Origin of the sequence: Kitasatospora indigofera (assembly GCF_014655955.1) — a bacterium.
Lineage (GTDB): Bacteria > Actinomycetota > Actinomycetes > Streptomycetales > Streptomycetaceae > Kitasatospora > Kitasatospora indigofera.
In genome coordinates, this window is the sequence record NZ_BNBO01000005.1 from 255,742 (window position 1) to 277,414 (window position 21,673).

At 74.3% G+C, this 21,673-nt stretch carries 21 protein-coding genes and 1 pseudogene; 10 read left to right on the forward strand and 12 right to left on the reverse strand.

What is annotated here, in order from left to right:
• Positions 1 to 86 precede the first annotated feature (86 nt).
• Positions 87 to 962, forward strand: coding sequence for a GNAT family N-acetyltransferase (locus IE329_RS07770; RefSeq protein ID WP_229927244.1), 876 nt, complete (start codon positions 87 to 89; stop codon positions 960 to 962).
• A gap of 104 nt (positions 963 to 1,066) precedes the next feature.
• Here IE329_RS07770 and IE329_RS07775 read toward each other — a convergent pair whose 3' ends face one another.
• Together IE329_RS07775 and IE329_RS07780 are read right to left on the reverse strand one after the other, a co-directional pair.
• Positions 1,067 to 1,489: a fic family toxin-antitoxin system, toxin component gene (locus IE329_RS07775; protein ID WP_073927858.1), complete on the reverse strand. Its 423-nt coding sequence runs from the start codon at positions 1,487 to 1,489 to the stop codon at positions 1,067 to 1,069.
• Entirely contained in the window at positions 1,486 to 1,728 is a 243-nt protein-coding gene (locus tag IE329_RS07780; RefSeq protein ID WP_190210064.1) for a toxin-antitoxin system HicB family antitoxin, read from the reverse strand. The genes IE329_RS07775 and IE329_RS07780 overlap by 4 nt, the downstream gene beginning before the upstream one ends.
• A gap of 547 nt (positions 1,729 to 2,275) precedes the next feature.
• Here IE329_RS07780 and IE329_RS07785 point away from each other — a divergent pair.
• From IE329_RS07785 to IE329_RS07795, 3 genes are read left to right on the forward strand one after another with little or no spacing between them, the layout of a single operon-like run.
• Positions 2,276 to 2,470: a hypothetical protein gene (locus IE329_RS07785; RefSeq protein WP_190210065.1), complete on the forward strand. Its 195-nt coding sequence runs from the start codon at positions 2,276 to 2,278 to the stop codon at positions 2,468 to 2,470.
• A gap of 2 nt (positions 2,471 to 2,472) precedes the next feature.
• Entirely contained in the window at positions 2,473 to 2,868 is a 396-nt protein-coding gene (locus IE329_RS07790; protein ID WP_190210066.1) for an ArsR/SmtB family transcription factor, read from the forward strand.
• Positions 2,865 to 3,065: a DUF6126 family protein gene (locus tag IE329_RS07795; RefSeq protein WP_190210067.1), complete on the forward strand. Its 201-nt coding sequence runs from the start codon at positions 2,865 to 2,867 to the stop codon at positions 3,063 to 3,065. The genes IE329_RS07790 and IE329_RS07795 overlap by 4 nt, the downstream gene beginning before the upstream one ends.
• Positions 3,066 to 3,287: 222 nt before the next feature.
• On the opposite strand, the gene IE329_RS07800 is transcribed toward IE329_RS07795, so the two are convergent.
• The 5 genes from IE329_RS07800 to IE329_RS07820 form a co-directional block, all read right to left on the reverse strand.
• Positions 3,288 to 3,953: a hypothetical protein gene (locus tag IE329_RS07800; RefSeq protein WP_190210068.1), complete on the reverse strand. Its 666-nt coding sequence runs from the start codon at positions 3,951 to 3,953 to the stop codon at positions 3,288 to 3,290.
• On the reverse strand, positions 3,950 to 4,582 hold the full coding sequence (locus tag IE329_RS07805) for a SigE family RNA polymerase sigma factor (protein ID WP_268257260.1): 633 nt from the start codon (positions 4,580 to 4,582) through the stop codon (positions 3,950 to 3,952). Before IE329_RS07805 ends, IE329_RS07800 begins: the two co-directional genes overlap by 4 nt.
• A 91-nt stretch (positions 4,583 to 4,673) precedes the next feature.
• Positions 4,674 to 5,312, reverse strand: coding sequence for a hypothetical protein (locus IE329_RS07810; RefSeq protein ID WP_190210070.1), 639 nt, complete (start codon positions 5,310 to 5,312; stop codon positions 4,674 to 4,676).
• 195 nt (positions 5,313 to 5,507) lie between these two features.
• Positions 5,508 to 6,872 carry a class I SAM-dependent RNA methyltransferase gene (locus tag IE329_RS07815; protein ID WP_190210106.1) on the reverse strand — a complete coding sequence of 455 codons (1,365 nt, stop codon included), beginning with the start codon at positions 6,870 to 6,872 and terminating at the stop codon, positions 5,508 to 5,510.
• A gap of 392 nt (positions 6,873 to 7,264) precedes the next feature.
• Entirely contained in the window at positions 7,265 to 9,343 is a 2,079-nt protein-coding gene (locus tag IE329_RS07820) for an APC family permease (RefSeq protein ID WP_073927866.1), read from the reverse strand.
• A gap of 236 nt (positions 9,344 to 9,579) precedes the next feature.
• On the opposite strand from IE329_RS07820, the gene IE329_RS07825 reads away from it, so the two are divergent.
• Positions 9,580 to 10,248 (forward strand): potassium channel family protein, encoded by a 669-nt coding sequence (locus IE329_RS07825; protein ID WP_073927867.1) that lies wholly within the window; start codon positions 9,580 to 9,582, stop codon positions 10,246 to 10,248.
• Positions 10,248 to 10,925 carry a potassium channel family protein gene (locus IE329_RS07830; protein ID WP_190210072.1) on the forward strand — a complete coding sequence of 226 codons (678 nt, stop codon included), beginning with the start codon at positions 10,248 to 10,250 and terminating at the stop codon, positions 10,923 to 10,925. Before IE329_RS07825 ends, IE329_RS07830 begins: the two co-directional genes overlap by 1 nt.
• A 99-nt stretch (positions 10,926 to 11,024) precedes the next feature.
• Here the strand turns inward: IE329_RS07830 and IE329_RS07835 are convergent, their stop codons facing one another.
• From IE329_RS07835 to IE329_RS07850, 4 genes are all read right to left on the reverse strand, one after another.
• Positions 11,025 to 11,819: a DUF3159 domain-containing protein gene (locus IE329_RS07835; RefSeq protein WP_190210073.1), complete on the reverse strand. Its 795-nt coding sequence runs from the start codon at positions 11,817 to 11,819 to the stop codon at positions 11,025 to 11,027.
• Positions 11,816 to 12,223, reverse strand: a complete 408-nt coding sequence (locus tag IE329_RS07840) for an OB-fold nucleic acid binding domain-containing protein (RefSeq protein ID WP_190210074.1) — start codon at positions 12,221 to 12,223, stop codon at positions 11,816 to 11,818. Before IE329_RS07840 ends, IE329_RS07835 begins: the two co-directional genes overlap by 4 nt.
• A 66-nt stretch (positions 12,224 to 12,289) precedes the next feature.
• Positions 12,290 to 12,970, reverse strand: a complete 681-nt coding sequence (locus IE329_RS07845; protein WP_190210075.1) for a response regulator — start codon at positions 12,968 to 12,970, stop codon at positions 12,290 to 12,292.
• A 160-nt stretch (positions 12,971 to 13,130) separates the two neighbouring features.
• Positions 13,131 to 15,779 (reverse strand): sensor histidine kinase, encoded by a 2,649-nt coding sequence (locus IE329_RS07850; RefSeq protein ID WP_190210076.1) that lies wholly within the window; start codon positions 15,777 to 15,779, stop codon positions 13,131 to 13,133.
• Positions 15,780 to 16,172: 393 nt separating this feature from the next.
• On the opposite strand from IE329_RS07850, the pseudogene IE329_RS40355 reads away from it, so the two are divergent.
• The 4 genes and pseudogenes from IE329_RS40355 to IE329_RS07865 form a co-directional block, all read left to right on the forward strand.
• A pseudogene (locus IE329_RS40355) lies at positions 16,173 to 16,940 on the forward strand (serine/threonine-protein kinase); the annotation flags it as partial.
• Positions 16,914 to 17,786 carry a cellulose-binding protein gene (locus tag IE329_RS40360; RefSeq protein WP_373311109.1) on the forward strand — a complete coding sequence of 291 codons (873 nt, stop codon included), beginning with the start codon at positions 16,914 to 16,916 and terminating at the stop codon, positions 17,784 to 17,786. The pseudogene IE329_RS40355 and the gene IE329_RS40360, both read left to right, overlap by 27 nt.
• A 146-nt stretch (positions 17,787 to 17,932) precedes the next feature.
• Entirely contained in the window at positions 17,933 to 19,153 is a 1,221-nt protein-coding gene (locus IE329_RS07860) for an ROK family transcriptional regulator (protein WP_190210078.1), read from the forward strand.
• A 124-nt stretch (positions 19,154 to 19,277) separates the two neighbouring features.
• Positions 19,278 to 20,612 (forward strand): LLM class flavin-dependent oxidoreductase, encoded by a 1,335-nt coding sequence (locus tag IE329_RS07865; RefSeq protein ID WP_190210079.1) that lies wholly within the window; start codon positions 19,278 to 19,280, stop codon positions 20,610 to 20,612.
• A 110-nt stretch (positions 20,613 to 20,722) separates the two neighbouring features.
• Here IE329_RS07865 and IE329_RS07870 read toward each other — a convergent pair whose 3' ends face one another.
• Positions 20,723 to 21,613 carry a TauD/TfdA dioxygenase family protein gene (locus tag IE329_RS07870; protein ID WP_190210080.1) on the reverse strand — a complete coding sequence of 297 codons (891 nt, stop codon included), beginning with the start codon at positions 21,611 to 21,613 and terminating at the stop codon, positions 20,723 to 20,725.
• Positions 21,614 to 21,673 lie beyond the last annotated feature (60 nt).

Here is a 21,673-nt window from a genome sequence, read left to right on the forward strand (position 1 = left end):
CCCGGGCTGAACAGGCCGGGCCGGCCCGGCGGCCCGGACCCGAAACCGGTGGCAGGAGCAGGACAAGCGCTGCTTGGATGCTCGCTGTGACTTCACTGAACCCCGAACAGCAGCAGCTCGACCCGCAGGGCCGCCACCAGCACGCCCTGCTCGCCGAGCTGGACGAGTTCTACGACGCGGTGCCGCGCAAGGGCGCCCGCGCCGAGGACTTCGGCCCGCTCACCCTCTTCGTCCGCGAGGGCGAGGGCTGGCCCTTCTACGCCCGGCCCACCCGGGGCTGGACCGGCGCCCCCGCCACCGCGGAGGACGTCCGGCGGGTGCTCGCCCGGCAGCGCGAACTCGGGCTGCCGGAGAGCTTCGAGTGGGTGGCCGAGCACACCCCGGGCCTGCGGGCCGCGATCGAGCAGGCCGGACTGGCCGTCCACGAGCACCCGCTGCTGGTGCTGCCCGAGGGGCAGGACGACGGGCCGGCGCCCGACCCGCTGCCCGGCGGTGTCCGGGCCCGGGTCCTCGCCGCCGACGACCCCGTGCTCGCCAGCGCCGTCGCCACCCCGAACCTGGCCTTCGCCGAGCCCGGCACGGCGCTGGGCACGGCCGGGCCGGCCGAGCTGGCCAGGGCCGTCCTCCAGGTGGTCGCCGACGGCGCGGTGGAGCGGGTGGCCGCCCGGATCGGAGCGGGTGCGGCCGCCGTGGCGGCGGTCGTCGAGGACGGCTCGGCGCTGTGCTCGGGCCAGTACCAGCGGGTCGGCCCGGTCTGCGAGATCGTCGGGGTCGGCACCCTGCCGTCGGCGCGCCGGCGCGGGCTCGGACTCGCCGTCACCTCGGCGCTGGTGGCGGACGCCCGGGCGCGCGGCGTCCGGACGGTCTTCCTCTCGGCGGCCGACGAGGACGTGGCGCGGATCTACCGCCGGGCCGGGTTCCGGAACACGGCGACCGCGCTGATCGCCGAGCCGAAGGCCTGAGGCCCCGGGCGGGCGGCGGGCCGGACCGGCCCGCCGTCCACCACGGGCGGGCCGGGCGACCGCCCGGACCGGGCGGCTCCCGCGACGCGGACCGGCTCCGGCGTTCAGTCGGAGTCCTCGTCGTCCTCGCCGCTGACCTCTTCCTCCTCGGCCTCGTCGACCACCCAGGCGGCCAGCCGCTCGGACACCCCGGAGACGCCGATCTTGCCCTCCCGGATGGCCCGCGCCAGGCTGCGCACCTCGCGCGCGGTGGTCGCGACGGTGCAGCCGCTGGCCACCAGGTAGGCGTAGGCGGCGGCGGTGGCGAAGAGTTCGTTGGTGCGCTCCAGGGCCGGTACCCGGATGAGCTGGTGCATCAGGGCCGCGGCGCGGTCCTGCGGCTCGGGGTAGACGGCGATGTCGAAGATCTCGGCCTGGTGCCGGGCGACCGCGGCCAACAGCGATCCGTAGTCGGTGACCTGGGGGTCACCGGGGGTGTACTGCTCCGCGGTCATGAGCAGCCACGAGAGGTCGATCTCCAGGTTCAACGGCGCACCTCCTGGAGGTCGGCCGGGGAACGGTCCCCGAACTCGGCCAGGAACGCCGTCTCGTACTCCTTCATGAACTGGGCCGCCGAGTCGACGAAGAGTCGTCCGGCCTCACCCATGTCCTGCTGCACGAGCCGTTCGATGTACTGGTTCATGCTGATCCCCTGCTGCTCCGCCCGCTCGCGGGCCATCTCCGCGGTGGTCGCGTCCACCCGTACGTTCAGCTGCTTCTTGGCCATGACTTCAAGCTAGCGCCGAACTGCTAGCACAACAAGGGCGCACGCGCACCGCCCCCGCGCCCTCCCGTCAACACCCGCGCCGCACCCCGCGCCGCACCTCCCCCGCGACCGCGCCATCCCCTCCGTCATGCCCCGGAACAAGCCGGGCCACGCCGACCGGTGACCGAAAACCGCCTGAGCCCTCCCGTGCGCGGACGGCGGCGGCCGGCCCTGCCCGGCCGGAGTCCGTCATACACCTCGGAATTCGCCGGCCGCGCCGCGTCCTGCACCGGAAGCATTCCCCTCACCGGCCCCGGGCCAGGCGGACCCCACCCCGCAGCCGCACGCCGAGCAGCATGCTGTTCGTCCACGGACGCAACCGGTCCGGCACGGTCGCGGCATCTCGCGCGACGCCCCGCCCGGAATCGCCGGCGTGGCCACCAGGGCCGCCGGCACGGCGAGCAGGGCTCCGACGGCCCGCCCGCAGCAGGACTTGAAGAATTGTTCATATTCATAGAATCTGTTGAGCACCGGCAGCGAATCCCATCGGCCGGCGTGGAGGTCGGCGATGACGGCGATGTTCGACGAGGAGCTGCGCGAGCAGCTCGCCCGCGCCCGCGAGGAGCTGGCCGCCGCCCGGGAGGACGGGGACGCCGACGGCGTCCAGGCTTACCTGGGCCGGGTGGCCGCACTGCTGCGGCTGGCCTCCCAGCACGGCATCCAACTGCCGCACACCCCCGAAGAGGAACAGGGAGAGAGCTGACCATGCCGGTCCCGCTGTACCAGGCGAAGGCGGAGTTCTTCCGCACCCTGGGCCACCCGGCCCGGATCCGGGTGCTGGAACTCCTCCAGGACGGCCCCCGCCCGGTGCGCGAACTCCTCGCCGAGATCGACATAGAGGCGTCCAGCCTGTCCCAGCAGCTCGCCGTCCTGCGACGGACCCAGCTGGTCACCGCCACCCGCGACGGCAACACCGTGGTCTACGCCCTGAGCACCCCGGACGTCTCGGAGCTGCTCCGGACGGCCCGCAGCATCCTCACCGACATGATCACGGACCAGGGCCTGCTGCTGGACCAGCTCCGCGCCGACACCGACGCGGACGACGGCGGCCGCGGCGCGGACGCCGCCCGTCCCAGCACCGACAGGACCCTGCTCGCATGACCGATTCCGCGCCGGAGGCCGTGACCGGGGCCATGACCGACGCCGTCGCCGGCGCTCGGCACGAATCCCACGGCGATGCCCGGGACGACGAGAAGCGCCGCCGCAAGGCGATGATGATCCGCGCCGTGATCTACATCGCGGCGACCCACCTCTGGGCCGGCTTCATGATCCTGGTCTTCGCCCTCGGCAAGCACTGACGGGCGGTCACGGGCGGAACCCGGCCCGGCCGCCCGGCAGTTCCCCGAGCGCGGCCACCAGGGACCCACGGGGCCGCATCCCGGACCCGGCGGCCGGGTCCGATCCGTGCCATGGCAGCCTCCGGCGTCCAGGGCCCGCCGATCCCCGGCCGCGGGAAAACCGGGCTGCGGGAAGACCGGGCTGCGGGAAGACCCTGCCCCGGCGGGCCGTCCGGGCGGCGGTCACCCCTGCTTCGCCAGGCGGGCGAGCACCGTGCCGTCCGCCGCCAGGACGGCGACCCGGGGCACCCGGCCGTTCTCCCCGACGTCGGCGACGAAGGCGCACCAGCCCGGTGCGCCCGCGAGGGTGACCACCTGCGCCTCGGTGCTGCGGCCGCCGAGGTCCACCGTCACCCGGGCCGCCGGGCCGGCTCCCCGGTAGAGGCCCACGACCAGTGCGGACGGACCGTCACCGAGCACGGCCGCCGTGATCTCCCCCGGCGGCACCTGGTCGACCCGGGCGGTCCACGGGGTGCCGTCGCCGGCCGCCGGGGCGGAGATCTCCGCGCCCTGCGCCGTCAGGGTCAGCTCCCGGCCGCCGCCGAAACCGTACGGCTGCCCGACGCCCCGGACGACGACGGCCGGGCCCGGAGCCGTCGCGGCCGGCCGGGCCGGGGCGGACAGCACCGGGACGGCCCGGCCGGTGTCGCGGGCGGCGGGCCCCAGCAACAGGCCGGCGGCCCCGCAGAGCGGCACCAGGACGGCCACCGACACGACCGAGCGGACGGTCCGCCGGCGGCGGCGGATCGCCCGGCCGGTCCGCAGCACCGCGTCGACGGGCGCGGCGCCCACCGGCATCGCGTCGGCCGCCTGGCGCAGCGCCGAGGCGAGCCCCTCGCTCCGGTTCATCGGGTGGTCTCCGTCCTGGGTTCGGGGTGGGGCTGCCGGCCGACGGCGTCGGCCAGGGCGCCGTTCTCGCGCAGCCGGGCCAGCGCACGGGAGATCTGGCCGCGCACGGTGCCCGTCCTGGTCCCGAGCACCGCCGCGACCTGGGCGTGGGTCATGTCCTCGAAGTAGCACAGGACCACGGCGGCGCGCTGCCGCGCCGGGAGTGCGGCCAGCGCGGCCAGCAGCACGCCGTGCTCCACCACCCGGGCGGTCTCGTCGGCCACCGGGGAGTGCGGCAGCCGGTCGGTGAGCCACTCGCGGACGGTCCGCCGCCGGAACCGGTCGATGTGCTGGTGGACCATGATCTGGCGGACGTACGCGGCCACGTCGTCGCTGCGCCGCACCCGGCCCCACTTGGCGTAGGCCGTCGCCAGTGCGCCCTGGGCGAGGTCCTCGGCGTCGTGGTGGCTGCCGGTGAGCAGGTACGCGGTGCGCAGCAGGCTCGGCCAGCGGTCGCTCATGAAGGCCCTGAACTCCTCGTCGGCGCCGGCACCGCCGGGGAGCGTCCGGGGTGGAAGGGGCGGAAGGGGTGGACGGTCCGGCTGCGGGTCAGGGGCGCGGCCAGGGTCACGGCCGGTGTCACTGGGCAATGTTCCTCGCGGCGGGCTGCGGGTGCTGCCGCCGGGCCGCGGCCCGGCGGCAGCACGGTCGGGATCGTCGGCGGGCTCTGCTCTCGGCGGGCTACTGCTTGGCGAAGCCGGCGAGCACGCCGCCGTCCGCGCCGTAGGCGGTGACGACGGGGGTGGCGACGTGGGGAGCGGAGCCGCCGGGGATCTCGACGTGGAAGGCGGCCCAGCCGGGGGCGCCCGCCAGGCTCACCACGTGCGCCTCGACCACCGCGGCGCCGAGGGCCACCGTGACGCGGTCCACCTGGCCGGGGCCGCGGTACATGCCGACGACCAGGGCTGAGGTCGCGTCCCCCGCGACGGTCAGCGAGATCCGGCCCTCCGGCAGGGCCGCGACCTCGGCGCTCCAGGAGCCGCCGGGTGCGCCGGCCCCCTTGGCCACCACGTTCTCCGAACCCTGGTCCAGCCAGAGGCTCACGCCCCGGCCGACCTCCACGCCCTGGTGGGGCTCCACCACCCGCACGTGGCCGCCGGCCGCGGGGGCACCGGCCTGTACAGGTGCCGTGGGCGGGGTGGAGGGAGCGGACGGCGCGGAGGGAGCGGAGGGAGCGGAAGGCGCGGCGGACGCGCTCGGGCCGCCCGACCCGGTCGAGGCGAAGGCCACGCCGCCACCGGCCGCCAGCAGGACGGCGGTGGCGAGGCCGAGGGCGGCACGGACGGGCGGGCGCAGCGCACGGGTACCCACGTACGGCATCTGGAACTCCTGGGAGCAGACGGGCGGACGGGGGCTCCCGTCCACCCTCCAGACGGCTGTCGCGGCCGGAAACGCTGCCCGGGTTCCGAAGAAATCTCACCGGCCCGGCACCGGGCACCGGGCCCGCCCGGCCCCGCGAACGCCGACGGGCGGCGGGCGAAGACCTCGCCCACCGCCCGTCCGTCGTGCGGCGCGTTACGCGACCGGCTCGCCGGCCGGCTCCAGGATGGCCACGCACTCGAAGTGGTGGGTCATCGGGAAGAGGTCGAAGGCGCGCAGCGAGACCGGCCGGTAGCCGCCCTCGCGGAAGAACGCGAGGTCGCGGGCGAGCGCGGCGGGGTCGCAGGCGACGTACGCGATCCGGCGGGCCTCCAGGCCGACCAGGTGGGCGACCGTCTCGCGGCCGGCGCCGGCCCGCGGCGGGTCCAGGACGATCAGGTCGGTGGCGGTGATCCCGGTCCGCGGGAGCAGGCTCTCGACCTTGTCGCACTCGATCCGGACGTTCTCCAGCGCCGCCAGGTTGTGCCGGGCGTCGGCCACGGCCTGCTTGCCGGACTCGATGCCGAGCACCGCGCCCTCCTCGCCGACCCGGTCCGCCAGCGCGCCCGCGAACAGGCCCACGCCGCAGTAGAGGTCCAGCGCGTTCTCCCCGTACTGCGGGTCGAGACCGTCCAGGACGGCGTTCACCAGCGTGTCGGGGGCCTCGGGGTGGATCTGCCAGAAGCCGCCGTTGCTGACCCGCCAGGTGCGGCCCACGGCCACCTCACGGACGAAGGTGCGGCCGTGCACGCGGTGGAAGCCCTCGTGCTCGTCGATCCGGGAGATCGAGACCGGCTTGTCCAGCTCCACGATCGGCAGCTGGGCACCGGGCCGCGGCACCAGGACGACCTGGCGGTCCGAGGAGCCGGTCGCGGCGATCGCGTCGACCGAGGCGACCCCGGGCCACTCGCGGGCCTCGATGCCGAGCTCGGTGATCCCGGGCGCGGCGATCAGGCAGCGGTCGATCGGCTGCAGGTCGTGCGAGCGGTGCTTGCGCAGGCCCACCTTGCCGGTGGCCGGGTCGACCGCGTACTGGACCCGGCTGCGCCAGGCGGGCACCTCGCCGGCCGGGAGCTTGCCGCCCACCGGCTCGACGCTGCCGTCCCAGCCGGCCTCGACCGGGGTGAGGCCGGCCAGCTTGGCCAGCTGCTCGGTGAGGACCTGCACCTTGAGCTTGCGCTGGCCGCCCGGGGTGACGTGCTGCCAGTCGCAGCCGCCGCACTTGCCCGGGCCGGAGAACGGGCAGGGCGGGGCGATCCGGTCCTTGGCGGGCTCCAGGATCTCCACCGCGTCGGCCCGCAGGAAACGCGACTTGGTGGTGCCCTCGGTGACCTGGGCGATCACCCTCTCGCCGGGCAGCGCGTGCCGGACGAACAGCACCCGCCCCTCGTGCCGGGCCACGCAGTGGCCGCCGCCGTGCGCGACGGCGCCGACCTCGACCTCGTACCGCTCGCCGACCAGCGGGTCGCCGCCCGGGCCGCGGGGGGCCGGCTCGGCCTTCGGGGCCTTCGGGGTGCGCAGCAGCTTCGGCGCCTTGACCGTCTGCTTGCGCGGGCCGGCGCCGCGGGGCTTGTCGCCCTGCGGACCGGCGCCCTGGCCGGCACCGGCGGGCCTGGACCCGCCGGCCTTGGCACCGCCGGCCTTCGGGCCGGCCTGCTTCGCGCCGGCGCCCTTGGCCGCACCGGCGCCGGCACGGGCCTGCGCACCGCCGCGAGCGCCCTCGGGGCGGCTCTCGTCGGCGCGCGGCGCCTCGCCCGGCGCCAGCGGCGCGGTCTGCGCGGTGTAGCCGTCGCGGTCGGTGGCCTCGGGGCGGGCGGGCCTGGCGGCCCAGCGCGGACGGGCGACCTGACCGGGCTTGGCGCCCTTGCGGGCCTGGCCCGACTTGCCGTTGGAGCGGGGCGGGGTGTTGCGGGTCACTTGGTGGTGTCCTTGCTGGCGTCAGCGGGGCCGTCGGAGCTGCCCGGGTCGGAGGTACCGGAGACCTTCGACTTTACGGCCTGCGGCCGACGCGGCTCACCGCGTCGCACCGCACCCGGCGCCGACCAGGCCTTCTGCGGCTTGCGCCGCTCCGAGGACTCCAGCTGCCACGGCACCGAGGTGACCATCACACCCGGCTTGAAGAGCAGCCGGCCCTTGAGGCGCAGCGCGCTCTGGTTGTGCAGCAGGTGCTCGTACCAGTGGCCGACCACGTACTCGGGGATGTAGACCGAGACCACGTCGCGCGGGCTGCTGCGGCGCAGGTTCTTGACGTAGTCCAGGACCGGGCCGGTGATCTCGCGGAACGGCGAGTCCAGCACCTTGAGCGGCACCTCGATGCCGCGCTCGTCCCACTCGCGGCGCAGCGCCTCGGTGTCCGCCGGGTCGACGTTGACCGAGACCGCCTCCAGCGTGTGGGCGCGCGCCAGGCGGGCGTACGCGAGGGCGCGCAGGGCCGGCTTGTGCAGCTTGGAGACCAGCACGATGGCGTGCACCCGGGTGGGCAGCACCACGTCGTCGGGCTCCTCGGCGGCGACCAGCTCCCGGGAGACCCGGTCGTAGTGCCGGCGGATCGCCTTCATCAGCACGAACAGCGCGACCATGGTGGCGATCGCGATCCAGGCGTGGCTGATCTTGGTGGCCAGCACCACGATCAGCACGGCCGAGGTCATCACCAGGCCGAAGGCGTTGATCGCCCGGCTGCGCTGCATGTGGGAGCGCTTGGCCTGGTCGGTCTCGGTGCGCAGCAGCCGGGTCCAGTGCCGGATCATGCCGGACTGGCTCATGTTGAACGAGACGAAGACGCCGACGATGTACAGCTGGATCAGCCGGGTCGGGTCGGCGTCGAAGGCGACGATGAACAGGATCGCGGCCAGCGCCAGCAGGATGATGCCGTTGGAGAAGGCCAGCCGGTCACCGCGGGTGTGCAGCTGGCGCGGCAGGTAGCGGTCCTGGGCGAGGATCGAGCCGAGCACCGGGAACCCGTTGAAGGCGGTGTTGGCGGCCAGCACCAGGATCAGGCCGGTGACGGCGGCGATGAAGTAGAAGCCCGGGGTGAAGTTCGAGAAGACGGCCTCGCTGATCTGCGCCAGCGCGGTCTTCTGGTGGTAGTCGGCGGGCGCGCCGACCAGCTGCTCGGCCGGGTTCTCGGCCATCTGCGCGCCGGTCAGGTGGGCCAGGTAGATGATGCCCATGAACATCACCACGGCGAAGCCCGCCATCATCAGCAGGGTGGTCGCGGCGTTCTTGCTCTTCGGCTTGCGGAAGGCCGGCACGCCGTTGCTGATCGCCTCGACGCCGGTGAGCGCGGCACAGCCCGAGGAGAAGGCCTTGAGCAGCAGGAACACCAGGGCGAACCCGGCCAGCGACTCGTTGCCGGGGGTGGCCTCCAGGTGGAACCCCGAGCTCTCGGCCGGCATGTCGGCGCCGAAGACCAGGTGCCGGACCAGGCCGTAGCCGACCATGCCCATCACGCCGACCATGAAGGCGTAGGTCGGGATGGCGAAGGCGGTGCCGGACTCCCGGACCCCGCGCAGGTTCATGCCCATCAGCAGGATCACCAGCGTGACCGACAGGCCCAGCTCGTGACCGCGCAGCGCGGGGACGGCCGAGACGACGTTGGCCACGCCCGAGGTGGTCGAGACGGCGACGGTGAGGATGTAGTCGACGAGCAGGGCGCTCGCGACCACCAGGCCCGACTTGGGACCGTGGTTCACCGTGGCGACCTCGTAGTCGCCGCCGCCGCTCGGGTAGGCGTGCACGTTCTGCCGGTACGAGGCGACCACCGCGAGCATCACGATGGCGACGACCACGCCGATCTGCCACGAGAAGTGGATCGCCGAGGCACCTGCCAGGGAGAGGGTGAGCAGGATCTCCTCGGGCGCGTACGCCACCGAGGAGAGCGCGTCCGAGGCGAAGACGGGCAGCGCGATGCGCTTGGGGAGAAGGGTTTCCCCGAGCTTGTCGCTCCGCAGGGCACGCCCGATCAGGATGCGTTTCGGAAGGTCAGTCGGCATAGGCACGGTAAGGAATCGTAGGGGGTACTCACGGGCGAGTCCGACTTACGTCCCCCCCTTCGTCGGGACTGTGTTCGGGAGACCGGCTAGCGTGTCGCATGAAGGGCCGGCGGGCAACACTCCAGTTGTCCCGCGAAAGCCGCCGACAAGAGTCACCCCCACCCCGGGGTGCGGAAGGACGATGAACGGTGTTTGCGCAGGTCAAGACCCCAACGGACCGGGTGAGGTAGCGCTCAGTGCACATCGTCATCATGGGCTGCGGCCGCGTGGGCTCCGCCCTCGCGAGAGCGCTTGAGAAACAGGGCCACTCGGTGGCAGTGGTCGACCAGGACCCGACGGCGTTCCGCCGCCTGGGAGCCGGGTTCAACGGCCGGCGGGTGACCGGGGTCGGCTTCGACCAGGACACCCTGCGCGAGGCCGGCATCGAGGAGGCGGGCGCGTTCGCGGCGGTCAGCAGCGGCGACAACTCCAACATCATCGCCGCGCGGGTGGCCCGGGAGAACTTCGGCGTGGAGAACGTCGCGGCCCGGATCTACGACCCGCGGCGCGCCGAGGTCTACCAGCGCCTGGGCATCCCCACCGTCGCCACCGTCCGCTGGACGGCCGACCAGATGCTGCGCCGGCTGCTGCCCAGCGGCGCCGAGACGCTCTGGCAGGACCCGACCGGCAGTGTGCAGATGGCCGAGGTGGCGTACGCGCCGTCCTGGGTCGGGCACCGGCTGAGCGCGCTGGAGGAGGCCTCCGGGGCGCGCGTGGCGTTCGTCACGCGGCTCGGCGAGAGCGTGCTCCCCACGCCGCAGATGGTGGTCCAGGAGGGCGATCTGGTGCACGTGACGCTGCGCCGCGAGGATCTGGCGGCGGTCGAGGCCGCGTTCGCCCAGGGCCCGAACGAGGAGGGTCACTGATGCGGGTCGCAATTGCCGGGGCCGGTGCCGTCGGCCGCTCGATCGCGGGCGAGCTGCTGGAGAACGGCCACGAGGTCCTGCTGATCGACAAGAACCCGAACTCCATCTCGGTGGAGCGGGTGCCGATGGCGGAGTGGCTGCTGGCGGACGCCTGCGAGATCACCTCGCTGGACGAGGCCGCCCTGCAGCGCTGCCACGTGGTGATCGCCGCGACCGGCGACGACAAGGTCAACATGGTCGTCTCGCTGCTGGCGAAGACCGAGTACGGCGTTCCCCGGGTGGTCGCCCGGGTGAACAACCCCAAGAACGAGTGGCTCTTCAACGAGTCCTGGGGCGTGGACGTCGCGGTGTCGACGCCGCGCCTGATGTCGGCCCTGGTCGAGGAGGCGGTCAGCGTCGGTGACCTGGTCCGGCTGATGCGCTTCAGCCAGGGCAACGCCAACCTGGTCGAGCTGACCCTGGCCGCCGACACCGAGCTGGTGGGCACCCGGGTCGGCGACGTGGAGTGGCCGCAGGACACCGCGCTGGTGACCATCATCCGCGAGGGCCGGGTCCTGGTGCCGAGCGGCGACGACACCCTGGAGGGCGGCGACGAGCTGCTCTTCGTCGCCGCCCAGGAGCGCGAGGAGGAGCTGGAGAACCTGCTGCTGGCCGGCGGCGGGGCCGGCACCGGCTGACGGGCCGCCCGGACGTACGAGGAGGGGCCCACCCGCGCGGGTGGGCCCCTCCTCGTACGTCGTGCCGTCCGGTCGGACCGCCCCGCCGGGGCGTCCGGGCTACTCGTCCTCGACGACCGCCTTGATCGGCGGCGGCGCCTTCAGCAGGATCTGCCAGGTGATGTACATCGCCAGCAGCATCGGGGGGATGCCGAGCGCCACCTTCAGCCAGCCGAGCAGGTTCACGTTGCCGGTGAAGTACAGCGGGAAGAGGATCACCGGCTTGATGCCCATGATCACCACCCAGGCCCAGGTGGCCTTGGTGTAGGCGGCGAGCCGGCCCGGGTTCTGGGTCCGCCAGGTGAACATCTCACCGGTGACCGGGCCCAGCATCACCCCGATCAGCGGCCAGCGGACCAGCGCCGACACCGCCAGGCCCACGCAGTAGCCGACGCTCCAGAGCAGGCCCGGGAGGTAGAAGTTCTCGGCCTTGCCGGTCTTCATCGAGATCCAGGCGCCGATCGCGACCCCGAAGACGCCGCTGAAGGCGTGCTGGATGGTCTCGCGCTTGAACAGCCGGACCACCACGAACAGCGCACTCAGGCCCAGAGCCGCCCAGGCGGCGGTCGAGACCTGGTGGGTGATGTTGTACGTGATGATGAAGACCAGGCCGGGCAGCGTCATGTCGATCATGCCGCGGACGCCGCCGAAGGCCTGCATCACCGTGTCGGCGGCCTCCCGGGAGGCGGCTGCCTCACGGGCCGCCGTCTCCTCCGCGGTCTCCGGGGCGGGCTCCGCCGCGGCGGGACCGGGCCCCTCGAAGGACCGCTCGTAGGGGTGACCGCTCGCCTCGGCGGGTTTGGCCAGGTCGAGCTGGGCGGCGGGATCGCCGCCGGGCAGGTTGCTCACGCTCATTCGCTCCCGTGTCCTACCGGACGCAGCTCGTAGCGGGGGTTGAACAGCACGCGGCGCCCACGTGCGTGGCTGATCCGGCCGCTGGCGACGAGCCGGCGGCCGGGTTCTATGCCCGCGATCGAGCGCCGGCCGAGCCAGACCACGTCGAGGGCCTCGGTGCCGTCGAAGAGTTCCGCCTCCAGCGCGGGCACGCCGGCCCGGGGGCGGAGCGTCACGGTGCGCAGGGTGCCCGCCACGGTGACCAGGGCACGGTCACTGCAGCTGGCGATCGGAGTGCAGCCCGACTCCGCCGCGCTCTCCTGCCGCAGTTCCTCGGCCTGGAGCTCCTCGGTGGAGGAGGTCAACCGGCTGAGCATACGGCGGAAGCGACCCTGCGGCTGGTCGCTGCTGATGTCACCACTCATGCCCGAAGGGTACCGGTACAAGGGGGTCCGACGGCAGGGCCGGAGGTCCGGACGCCCGGACCTCGCTCAGGCCTCGAAGCGGTATCCCATGCCCGGCTCGGTGATGAAGTGACGCGGGTGCGAGGGATCGGCCTCCAGCTTTCGGCGCAGCTGGGCGAGGTAGACCCGCAGGTAGTTGGTCTCGGTGCGGTAGGCCGGGCCCCACACCTCCTGGAGCAGCTGGGTCTGGCTGACCAGCCGGCCGGCGTTGCGGACGAGCACCTCCAGCAGGTGCCACTCGGTCGGGGTGAGGCGGACGTCGGTGCCGCCCCGGTTGACCTTCTTGGCCGCCAGGTCGACGGTGAAGCCGTCGGTGACCACCGCCGAGTCGTCCTCGCCGGTGACCGGCTCGGCCCGGCGGACGGCCGCCCGCATCCGGGCGAGCAGCTCGTCCATGCCGAAGGGCTTGGTGACGTAGTCGTCGGCGCCGGCGTCCAGCGCCTCGACCTTCTCGTCGGAGGCGTGCCGGGCGGAGAGCACGATGATCGGGACGCGGGTCCAGCCACGCAGGCCCTTGATCACCTCGACGCCGTCCATGTCCGGCAGGCCCAGGTCGAGCACCACCACGTCCGGGTGCCGGGCGGCGGCGAGCTCCAGGGCGCTCGCGCCGTCGTGGGCCGCGTCGACCTCGTACTTGCGGGCCTTGAGGTTGATCACCAGCGCGCGGACGATCTGAGGTTCGTCGTCCACGACGAGGACCCGGGTCATGCGGGCTCCGCCTTTCGGGAGGGGTGTCGGGGTCAGCGGGGGCGTGGTGCGGGGGCTGCCGGGGTTTCGGGGCTGCTGGGACTACGGGGGTCGGGTGCGGGCGCCGGATCGGGTACGGCGGGGGCCCCGGTCCCGGCGCCCCGCCCGGCCGGTACGGGCCTCACGCCCGGGAGCCGTACGGGGCGCCGCCCGGAACGCCGTCCGGGGCGCGGGCCGCCTCGGCGACCGCCGGGGCGACCCGGTCCGCGGGGCCGGGACCGGACCGCGGGGCGGGCTCGGACGGGCGCTCCACCGCCGGCAGGGTGACCACCATGGTGAGCCCGCCGCCCGGGGTGTCCTCGGCGGCCACGGTGCCGTCCATCGCCTCCACGAAGCCCCGGGCGACCGCGAGGCCGAGACCGACCCCGGCGCCGCGCGGGGCGTCGCCGTGGCGCTGGAAGGGCGCGAAGATCCGCTCCTTCGCCTCCTCCGGGACGCCCGGGCCGCGGTCCACGATCCGCAGCTCCATCCGGGCGGTTCCGCCCACCGGGTGCAGGGCGTCCGCCCGGACGTACACCCGCACCCCCTGCGGGCTGTACTTGACGGCGTTCTCGATCAGGTTGGCCAGCGAGCGCTCCAGCAGGCCGGCGTCCGCGAAGATCATCGGCAGCGACTCCGGGACGTCGAGGCGGACGGCGTCCGGCGGCACCCCGGCCAGGGCGAACGGCACCACCTCGTCGAGGTCGGTCTCCTGGATCAGCGGGGTGACCGTGCCGGTCTGCAGCCGGCTCATGTCGAGCAGGTTGTTGATCAGGTGGTCCAGCCGGTCGGCGCCCTCCTCGATGCCGGCCAGCAGCTCCGCCTCGTCCGCCTCGTCCCACTCCACGTCCTCGGAGCGCAGCGAACTGACCGCGGCCTTGATGCCGGCCAGCGGGGTGCGCAGGTCGTGCGAGACGGCCGCCAGCAGGGCGGTGCGGATCCGGTTGCCCTCGGCCTCCCGGCGGGCGGCGGCCGCCTCCCCGGCGAGCCGGCGGCGCTCCAGCAGGACGGCGGCCTGGGCGGCGAACGCGCCGAGCAGCCGGCGGTCCTCGGCCGGCAGGACCCGCCCGGCCAGGACGAGCGCCAGGTGCTCGCCGACCGGCACGTCCACGTCGGCCTGCTCCGGCCGGTCCGGCGGGTGGGGGCCGCTCGCGGCGGTGCGGCGCCACGGGCTGTGCTCGTCCGCCCGCTCCAGCAGCGCGGCGGAGTCCTGCTGGAAGGTCTCCCTGACCTGGTCCAGCAGTGCGGTGAGCACGCCCTCGCCGGTGGGCGCGCCGCGCAGCACCGTGCCGGCCAGGGCGCTGAGGGTCTGTGCCTCGGTCTGGCTGCGGGCCGCCTGGTGGGTGCGGCGGGCCGCCAGGTCCACCACCGAGGCGACGGCGATGCCCACCGCCGTGAAGATCGCCACCGCGAGGATGTTCTGCGGCTCGCTGATCGAGAAGGTGTGGGTCGGCGGGGTGAACCAGTAGTTCAGGGCCGAGGAGCCGACCAGCGCGGAGGCGACCGCCGGGAACAGCCCGCCGACCAGCGCGGCGCAGACCGTGACGGTCAGGAACAGCAGCATGTCGGTGGAGAGGCCGAGCCCGTTCACATGGGTCAGCAGCAGGGCCAGCAGCAGCGGGCCGGCCACCCCGATCAGCCAGCCGGCCACCGCGCGCCGGCGCCCGAGGTCGGTGACCCGGCGGATCGGGACGCGCCCGCGCCCCTTCGCGGCGTGCTCGTGGGTCACGATGTGGACGTCGATGTCACCGCTGTCGCGGGTGACGGTGGCGCCCACCCCGGGGCCGTAGACGTACTGCCAGGCCTTGCGGCGGCTGGAGCCGAGCACCACCTGGGTGGCGTTGACGCCCCGGGCGAAGTCCAGCAGCCCGGCCGCCGGGTCCTCGCCGAGCACGGTGTGGAAGGTGCCGCCGAGGCTCTCCAGCAGGGCCCGCTGTTCGATCAGTGCCTGCGGCGACCCGGTGCCGGCCAGCCCGTCCGACCGGGTGATGTGGACGGCGAGCAGCTCACCGCCGGAGCCGCGCGCGGCGATCCGGGCGGCGCGCCGGATCAGCGTCGCGCCCTCCGGGCCGCCGGTCAGGCCGACCACGATCCGCTCCCGGGTCTGCCAGGTGCCCTGTATCCCCTGCTCGGCCCGGTAGGTCTGCAGGTACTCGTCGACCCGGTCGGCCGTCCAGAGCAGGGCCAGCTCACGCAGCGCGGTGAGGTTGCCGGGCCGGAAGTAGTTGGAGAGCGCGGCGTCGATCTTCTCCGGCGCGTAGACGTTGCCGTGCGCCAGCCGGCGGCGCAGCGCCTGCGGCGACATGTCCACCAGCTCGATCTGGTCAGCCCGCCGCACCACGTCGTCCGGGACGGTCTCCCGCTGCCGCACGCCGGTGATGCCCTCGACCACGTCGCCGAGCGACTCCAGGTGCTGGATGTTGACCGTCGAGACGACGTCCACCCCGGCCGCCAGCAACTCCTCCACGTCCTGCCAGCGCTTGGCGTTGCGGCTGCCGGGGACGTTGCTGTGCGCGAGCTCGTCCACCAGCGCGACCTGCGGACGGCGGGCCAGCACGGCGTCCAGGTCCATCTCGGTGAAGACCGCGCCCCGGTGCACCAGCTCCCGGCGCGGGACGACCTCCAGCCCCTCGGCCCGGGCCAGCGTCTGCTCCCGGCCGTGATGCTCGACGAAGCCGGCCACCACGTCGGTGCCGCGCCCGGCCCGGCGGTGCGCCTCGGCGAGCATGGCGTAGGTCTTCCCCACCCCGGGGGCGGCCCCGAGGTAGATCCGCAGCCTGCCGCGTCCCATGTGCACCATTCTTGATCCGGTCCGGTCGGGCAGCCAGCCCCGGACACCTGTTCGGCCCCTTCGAGACTACGGCGCGCCGGGCGTGCTGCCGCTGATCGGGGCGCCGGACGGCCAGTCTTAGCGCGATATTGACGGCCGGGCCGGCGGAGGGGGCCGGCGGCCCGGCCCTGGCGGCGGCCGCCCGGCGGCCTGCCCCTGCTGCCTGCGTCCGTACCGGCCCGCTGCCCGTGGGCCGGTTCGGCGGGCACGCCGGTGGACGCCCGCCGCCCACTGATCGGAGCACGTCAGACACCGGTCCGCCGGTAATGACGAACCGTCAACCCCTCGGCCCCACAAGGCGACAGGCGGTAGGTTGGGCGCGCACGGGGTGCCGTTGACGCCTGAGGGGGCGAGATGCAGTCGGGCGATGTCCTGGACGACCGGTACGAGCTGCTGGAGCAGATCGGCGAAGGCGCGTTCGGCGCGGTCTGGAAGGCGCGCGACGCCCGGATCCAGCGCCAGGTGGCCGTGAAGATCATGCTTCCGGGGGTCCACACCGAGAAGGACGTGGCCCGCTTCACGCGCGAGGTCGCCCTGGCCGGCGCCCTCAACCACCCCAGCATCGTCACCGTGCACGACTTCGGCCGGCACCAGGGTCCCGGCCGCCCGCAGTTCTACCTGGTGATGGAGCTGCTGACCGGGGAGCCGCTGAGCGAGGTCCTGCTCCGGGGCACACCGCCCGTGCCGGACGCCCTCGACTGGGCCCTGCAGATCTCCGAGGCGTTGGCGACCGCCCACCGCGCGGGTGTGGTCCACCGGGACATCAAACCCGCCAACGTCATGCTCCAGGCCACCGGCTCGGTCAAGGTCGTGGACTTCGGCATCGCCCGGACCGACTCCGCCGACAACGGCCTGACCAGCACGAACGTCATCATGGGCACCCCCGCCTACATGGCGCCGGAGCGCTTCGAGGGCAAGGGGCTCGACAGCCGCTCGGACCTCTACGCCTTCGGCTGCGTGCTCTACGAGCTGTGCACGGGCCGGCCGCCCTTCCGCGGCTCCTTCTACGAGCTGATCCGGCAACACGGCGCGGTGGTCCCGACGGCACCGAGCGAGCTGCGCGCCGGACTGCCGCAGGAGATCGACCAGCTCGTCCTGGACCTGCTGGCGAAGGAACCCGCGAGCCGCCCGACCGACGCCGGCCAGGCCTCGGCCCGGCTGCGCGGCATCGTCCGGTACGCGCAGCGCCCGGCCGTCGTCCACAGCCCGACCCTGCGCGACGGGGCGCCCGGGTCCGGTCCGTCCGATCGCACCGTGGCGCTCGACCCGAGGGAGGCCGAGGGCCTGCGGATCATGGAGAAGGCCATGATCGACAGTGCCGCGCTGCTCGCCGGGGCGAACCGCGACGCCGAAGCCAAGCGGCAGGCCGCCCAGACGCTCTTCGAGGAGACCCGCGCCAAGGTCGCCCAGGCGACGCGGGACTTCGAGACCAACCTCGCGACGCGCCGGGCCAAGGCCGACCGCGACCTCGCCGAGAGCGAGCGGGTGAGCCTCGAATCCTTCCAGGCGGCAGCGGCCAGGCGCGAGGAGGCGGACGCCCTCTTCGAGGACACCCGCACCAAGGCCGCCCAGGCCGCGCTGGAGTTCGAGACCAACCTGGCCAAGCGCCGCGAGCAGTCCGAGCGTGACCTGGCGGCCCGCCAGGCCAAGGCCGAGAAGCGCCTCGCCGAGATCGAGCACCGGGCGGAGCAGCTGCGCCTGGAGGCCGAGAAGCTCCGCACCGACGCCGAGCGCCGCGCCCGCCGGACGGTGGAGACGGCCCAGCGCCAGTCCGAGGACATCGTGGCCGACGCCAACGCCAAGGCCGACCGGATCCGCACCGAGTCCGAGCACGAGCTGGCGGCGCTCACCAAGCGCCGCGACAGCATCCACGCGCAGGTGACCAACGTGCGCGAGATGCTCGCCACGCTGACCGGTTCGGCCACGGCCGCCGCCGACGCCTCCACCGTCCGGCAACAGCTGAGCTGACCCGGGCACCACCCGGATCCCGGACCGGTCCGCGCCCCCACCCGCCCGCAGGCCGCGGCGCCGTGCACCCGGCCGCCGGGCGCCGCCCCGGGCCGCTTCACGCCCTCGCCACGCCCGTGCAACACGCCGCTGGGAGCATCGACCGCATGCTCTCCCTGGTCGCACCGCCCACGCACGGCAGGACCCCGCTGCCCACCGAGGGCGGCGGGGCCGGGGCCGTGCTGCGCGCCGTGCTGGCCGGCGGCCCGCTGACCCGCAGCGCCGTCGGCCGGGCCACCGGCCTCAGCCCGGCCGCCGTCTCCCGGCACACCGCCGACCTCACCGGTCTCGGGCTGCTGCGCGAACTGCCCCCGCCGGACGGACCGCCCAGGGCGGGGCGCCCGCGGCTGCCGCTGGACATCGACACCCGTCACCACCTGGCCTGCGGCGTGCACATCGGCGTGCCCTGGCTCACCTTCGCCCTGCTGGACCTGCGCGGACGGGTGGTCGCCCACGAGCGCCTGCCCCGGCGCGGGGACGCCGCCGCCGTGCTGGGCACCGTCCGGGCGTACCTGCCGGGGTTCCTGGCCCGCCGGGCCGCCGGGCACTCGCTGCTCGGCCTCGGCGTGGTCACCGGCGGCTGGGTGGACTCCGGGAGCGGCAGCGTCGTCGCCCACGGCCCGCTCGGCTGGCACGACGTCCCCGTCCGCGACATCCTCGCCGACACCGTCCGGCTGCCGGTGCACGTCGACAGCCACGCCCGGGCGCTGGCCCAGGCGGAGCTGCTGTTCGGCGCCGGCAGCACGGCCACCGAACTGGTCCAGCTGTTCGTCGGCAACGTCGTCGACGCGGCCATCGCGACCGGCGGCAGCGTGCTGCACGGGCGCCGCTCCCGGGCCGGCGACATCGGCCACCTCGCCGTCCCCGGCTCCACCGAGGCCTGCTCCTGCGGACGCACCGGCTGCCTCCAGGCCACCGTCGCGGACCGGACCCTCGCCCGCCGGGCGCATGCCCTCGGGCTGGTCCCCCGCCCCGACTTCGACCTGCTGCTGCAGCTGACCGCCGCCGGGAGCCCCGCCGCGGTCCGGCTCTTCGAGGAGCGGCTGCGGCTGGTCGCACCCGCCGCCGGCCTGCTGCTGGATGTCCTGAACCCCGAGGTCCTGGTGGTCAGCGAGGCCGGGATGACGGTGGCCCCCCGCCTGCGCCCCTACCTGGCCGAACAGATCCGGCGGCACTCCAACGCCGCACCTGAACAACTGGTCACCGCGACCGCCTTCGGCGTCGAGGTGCTGGCGGTGGCGGCCTGCGCCGGGGTGCTCGACAGCGTCTACCAGCGGCCGATGGAACTGCGGACGGCCGGGCGCTCGACCGCCCGGACGATGCGTTGACCCACCGTCAACGGCACATTAATTCCACGCCCGGGCGAATCGTTGAACGGCCGGACAGCGGGCCGGAGAATCGGGTCGATCCCCCTCTCTCCCGCCCGCCTCCCGAGCCCCGGAGCGTTCCGCCATGCCCGAAGAACCCGCCGAGCGCCAACTCCACTTCAACCTCTTCCTGATGGGCGTCGGCCACCACGAGGCCGCCTGGCGCCACCCCCGCACCGACCCGGCCGCCGCCGGGGACGTCGCGCACTTCCAGCGGCTCGCCCGAGCCGCCGAGGCGGCCTCGTTCGACTCGGTGTTCCTCGCCGACGGCGTCGAGGCCCGCTCCGACGGCGGCTGGGGCCTGATCAGCCACTTCGAACCGTTCACCCTGCTCACCGCGCTGGCCGCGGTGACCACCCGGATCGGCCTGATCGGGACCGTCTCCACCGGTTTCTCCGAGCCCTACAACCTGGCCCGCCAGTTCGCCTCGCTGGACCACATCAGCCGCGGCCGGGCCGGCTGGAACATCGTCACCTCGGCCGGCGACCGCGCCGCCCAGAACTTCGGCCGCAGCGCCAACCAGGACCACGCCGTCCGGTACGAGCGGGCCGCCGAGTTCCTCGACGTGGTCACCGCGCTATGGGACAGCTGGGAGGACGGCGCACTGCTGCTGGACCGTGCGAGCGGGGCGTTCGCCGCCCCCGGCCGGGTGCACGACATCGACCACGTCGGCAAGCACTTCCAGGTGCGCGGACCGCTGAACATCCCGCGCAGCCCGCAGGGCCACCCACTGCTCGTGCAGGCCGGCTCCTCCGACAACGGCAGGGCCTTCGCGGCCCGTTGGGCCGAGGCGGTGTTCACCGCGCAGCAGACCCTGGCCGAGGGGCAGGCCTTCTACGCCGACCTCAAGCGGCAGGCCGCCGCGGCCGGCCGCGACCCGGCCCGGGTGAAGATCCTGCCCGGCGTCGTCCCCGTCCTCGGCTCCACCGAGGCGGAGGCGCGCGCCCTGGACGAGGAGCTGGACGCGCTGATCAGCCCGGCCCGGGCGGTCGGCGTGCTCTCCACCGTCCTCGGCGTCGACCTCACCGGCCACCCGCTGGACGAGCCGCTCCCGCCGCTGCCGCCGGTCACCGAGATCAACGGCGCCAAGAGCCGGTTCGAGCTGATCCGCGACCTCGCCGAGCGCGACCGGCTGACCCTGCGCCAACTCGTCGGGCGGCTCGGCGGCGGCCGCGGCCACCAGGTCGTGGTCGGCACCCCCGAGCAACTGGCCGACCACATCGAGACCTGGTTCACCCGGGGCGCGGCCGACGGCTTCAACATCATGCCGCCCGTCCTGCCCGGCGGCCTGGACGACTTCGTCGAGCAGGTGGTGCCGATCCTGCGGGCGCGCGGCCTGTTCCGCGAGGGCTACACCGGGAGCACCCTGCGCGAGCACTACGGCCTGCCGCGCCCGGCCGGGCGGTACGCCGCGGCGTGACGGCCCGCCGCCGGGCCCGGCCCGACAGCACGGGGAAGGCCCGGACCAGGTGGTCCGGGCCTTCCCCGTGGACCGGCCGCGCGGACCCCCTCCGCGCGGCCGGGCGCTGGTCAGGAGGTGTAGTGCGAAGCGTCGTCACCCTCCAGCACCTGGCTGGACTCCCCCGTCACGCCCACCGGGACGTCACCGGCCACGGTGACCCGGTGCAGGCGGCGCGGCAGGTCGTCGTAGTCGTCCGGGGCGTAGTGCTGGGTGGCGCGGTTGTCGAACAGCACCACGTCCCCGAGCTCCCAGCGCCAGCGGACCACGTTCTCGGGCCGCGTCACGTACGCCTGCAGGCTGCGCAGCAGGTCGTGCGACTCGGCGCTCGGCAGCCCGACGACCGACTGCGCGAAGCCCCCGATGAACAGCCCGCGCTCACCGCTCTCCGGGTGCACCCGCACCACCGGGTGGGCGGTGCGGTACGTGCGGGCGGTGAAGACCCGGCGGCGCTCCTGGTCCGCCGCGTCCAGCTCCTTGCCCTGCGCGTAGTCGTAGTCGTTGGTGTGCACGGCCCAGAGCCGGTCGGCGAACTCGCGCAGCTGCTCCGGCAGGTCCCGGTACGCGGTCTGGGTGTTGGCGATCAGCGTGTTCCCGCCGTACGGCGGGACGATCAGGCTGCGCAGGGTGCTGGCCTTCGGCGGCGTCCGGACGAAGGTGACGTCGGTGTGCCAGCGGTTGGCGCGGCCGCCGTCCTCGCTGTCCACCGCCAGCACGTTCGGCTGGCCGTCCAGCGCGGGCACGGTCGGGTGCGCGGTGGTGAGGGTGCCGAAGTTGGCGGCGAAGCGGGTCTGGCCGTCGTCGTCCAGCTGCTGGCCGCGGAAGAAGAGCGCCTTGTGCTCCAGCAGGGCGGCGTTGAGCTGCTCGACCGTCCCCGGGTCGAGTTCGGCGGCGGTGTCGACGCCGAGGATCTCGGCGCCGATCCGGCCGCCGACCTTGCGGATCTCGAAGGTGCTGGTCATCGGAATTCCCTTCGGACGATGGGTGCGGTACGGACGTTCGGGAGGTGCTTCGGGAGGTGC